The organism is Mycobacterium sp. TH-M15 (assembly GCF_057473705.1).
On record NZ_JBYCLB010000383.1, the window covers coordinates 1 to 3599 of the forward strand.

The window sequence follows — 3599 nt, forward strand, 5'->3', positions numbered from 1 at the left end:
AGACGGCTGCGGCCGCCGTCGCCGCCGACATCGACGCGGTGGTGAGTCTGGACACCGACCGGGTGCTGCGGGCGTTCGCCTCGCTGATCCAGGCAACGCTGCGCACCAACTACTTCGTCACCCGGGAAGCTTCGGCACGCAGCCAGAATGTGCTCGCGCTCAAGCTCGATGCCCAGCTGATCGACGAACTGCCGCTGCCCCGGCCGAAATTCGAGGTTTTCGTCTACTCGCCGCGGGTCGAGGGCGTGCATCTGCGATTCGGGTACGTCGCCCGCGGCGGGCTGCGCTGGTCGGACCGTCGGGAGGACTACCGGACCGAGATTCTGGGCCTGGTGAAGGCACAAGAGGTCAAGAACGCGGTCATCGTCCCGGTGGGAGCGAAGGGCGGGTTCGTGGTGAAACGGCCACCGGTGCCCACCGGTGACCGGGCCGCCGACCGGGACGCCACCCGATCCGAGGGCGTCGCCTGCTACAAGCTGTTGATCTCCGGTCTGCTGGATCTCACCGACAACGTCGACCACGCGACCGGCAAGACCGGCGCCCCGCCGGAGGTGGTGCGCCGGGACGGCGACGACGCCTATCTGGTGGTTGCCGCCGACAAGGGCACCGCGACGTTCTCCGACATCGCCAACGACGTCGCCATGTCGTACGGATTCTGGCTCGGTGATGCGTTCGCCTCCGGCGGATCGGTCGGCTACGACCACAAGGAGATGGGGATCACCGCCAAAGGCGCCTGGGAGTCGGTGCGGCGGCACTTCCGGGAGATCGGCGTGGACACCCAGACCCAGGACTTCACCGTGGTGGGGATCGGCGACATGAGTGGCGACGTGTTCGGCAACGGCATGCTGTGCAGCCCGCATATCCGCCTGGTCGCCGCCTTCGACCACCGGCACGTCTTCGTGGACCCGGACCCCGACCCGGCGAGATCCTTCGCCGAACGCCAGCGGATGTTCGACCTACCCCGGTCCAGCTGGGGTGATTACGACACATCGCTGATCAGCGCCGGGGGCGGGGTGTACCGCCGAGAACAGAAGGCGATCCCGATCACCCCCCAGGTGCGTGCCGCCCTCGGCATCGACGGCGACGTCACCGAGATGTCGCCGCCCAACCTGATCCGGTCGATTCTGCGTGCTCCGGTGGATCTGTTGTTCAACGGCGGCATCGGGACCTACATCAAAGCCGAGGCCGAATCCGATGCCGACGTCGGCGATCGCGCCAACGATCAGGTGCGGGTGAACGGCAACCAGGTGCGCGCCAAGGTGGTCGGCGAAGGCGGAAACCTCGGGGTCACGTCGAGGGGCCGGGTGGAGTTCGACCTGTCCGGCGGGCGGATCAACACCGACGCGCTGGACAACTCCGCCGGGGTCGACTGCTCCGACCACGAGGTCAACATCAAGATCCTGATCGATGCGCTGGTGATCGCCGGCAAGGTCGACCCGGCCGACCGACCCGCGTTGCTGGCGTCGATGACCGACGAGGTCAGCGAGCTGGTGCTGCGCGACAACGTCGACCAGAACGATCTGCTGGGCACCAGCCGAACTAACGCCGCCAGCATGCTGCCGGTGCACGCCGAACAGATCCGGCACCTGGTGGTCGATCGCGGACTCAACCGCGAGCTGGAGGCGCTGCCGTCGGAGAAGGAGATCCAGCGGCGAGCCGATGCCAGAATCGGGCTGACCTCACCGGAGCTGGCGACCCTGATGGCGCACGTCAAGCTCAGCCTCAAAGCCGCGGTGCTCGCCACCGACCTGGCGGACCAGGATGTGTTCGCCGCCCGGCTGCCCAGCTACTTCCCGACGGCACTGCGTGAGCGGTTCGCGACCGAGATCCGGTCACACCAGCTGCGCCGCGAAATCGTAGCCACCATGCTGGTCAACGACGCGGTGGACACCGGCGGGATCACCTACGCCTACCGGGTCACCCAAGACGTGGGTGTCGGGCTGGTGGATGCGGTGCGCGCCTACGTCGCAACGGATGCGATCTTCGGCGTGGGCGCGATGTGGCGACAGATCCGGGCCGCGGGCGAAGACCGGCGATTGTCCACGGCGGTCTCCGACCGGATGACACTGGAGCTGCGCCGACTGATCGACCGCGCAGGGCGGTGGCTACTCAACTATCGTCCGCAACCGTTGGCGGTCGGTGCCGAAATCAACCGGTTCGCCGATCAGGTCAGTGCGCTGACGCCGCGGCTGCTGGAATGGTTGCGCGGTGACGACGAGGCGATCGTCGCCAAGCACGTCGCCGAGTTCACCGACCAGAACGTCCCGGAGGATCTCGCCGTCGGCATCGCGACCGCTCTGTACCGCTACAGCCTGCTGGACGTCATCGACATCGCCGACATCGTCGATCGCGATGCTGCCGAGGTGGCCGATGCCTACTTTGCCTTGATGGACCGGCTCGGCACCGACGGCCTGCTCACCGCGGTCGCCGCGCTGCCCCGCGACAATCACTGGCATGCGTTGGCGCGGCTGGCGATTCGCGACGATATCTACGGGTCGCTGCGGTCGTTGTGCATGGACGTACTCGCAGTGGGCGAGCCGGACGAGGACGGGGTGCAGAAGATCGCCGAGTGGGAGCACTTCAACGGATCGCGGGTGGAGCGCGCGCGTCGCACGCTCACCGAGATCTACGAGTCCGGTGAGCGGGATCTGGCGGTGCTGTCGGTGGCGGCGCGACAGATTCGCAGCATGACCCGGGCCAGCGGCAGCGGGTCGTCGGGGTGAGCGAGCCGAAGCAGCGGCACCCGGCGGCGGGCTTCGTCGCGTCGGTTCCGGTGCGCTGGTCGGACATCGACATGTACCAGCACGTCAACCACGCGACCATGGTCACCCTGCTGGAGGAGGCGCGTATCCCGTTCCTGTCGCCGGCGTTCGCCGTCGACATCGCCACCATCGGCCTGCTCATCGCCGACGTGCGGATCAGCTACAAAGGGCAGCTGCGGCTGATCGATTCGCCGCTGCGGGTGCTGATGTGGGTGACCCGGCTGCGTGCGGTCGACTTCACCATCGGCTACGAGGTCCGTCCGGCCCATGCGCCGCCGGACACCAAGCCGTCGGTGATCGCCGAGACGCAGCTGGCCGCCGTCAACATCACCGAAGAGAAGCTGGTGCGACTATCGCCGGCGCACCGCGAGTACCTGCAGCGCTGGCTGCGCTGAGAGATGCCGGTCCGGTGCGGCGGGCAGGGTGGGCCCACCGGACGGCCGACGGAGCGGCTGGGTACTGCAGAGATCAAGCTGAAATACGTCGGTACCTCGCTCGGCGAAGAGCGCCGAGGTGCCGCCGGTGGTGCGTTAGTATCCCCGCCATGACTGACGATATAGCTGACTATGACCAGGCGGCCGGGGCGGTCGCATCGCCCGCACCGGCGAAACCGCGTGGGCGGCGCACGCCCTCGCCGAACGTGGGTGGCCGGCTCCCGGGGTGGATGCCGCTGGCTGCGTTGGTGACCGCGTTGCTGGGCGTGGTTCTTGCGGTAATCGGCTGGTTTAAGCCGGCGAGTGACGAGTTGACCACTGGCCACAATAAGGCTGAGGCGAAAGGGGTCATCTGTGCGTCGGTCGGCACGGTGCGGCAGGCGCTGGATTTGGCCACGAACAG

2 protein-coding genes are annotated in these 3599 nt (G+C 67.6%); both read left to right on the plus strand.

What is annotated here, in order from left to right; all coding sequences use genetic code 11:
• Positions 1–2723 (plus strand): NAD-glutamate dehydrogenase domain-containing protein (locus AC2VNT_RS09395; RefSeq protein ID WP_486946599.1); only part of this gene is annotated, 2723 nt, incomplete at its 5' end.
• Entirely contained in the window at positions 2720–3157 is a 438-nt protein-coding gene (locus AC2VNT_RS09400) for an acyl-CoA thioesterase (protein WP_486946600.1), read from the plus strand. The genes AC2VNT_RS09395 and AC2VNT_RS09400, both read left to right, overlap by 4 nt.
• Positions 3158–3599: the final 442 nt, after the last annotated feature.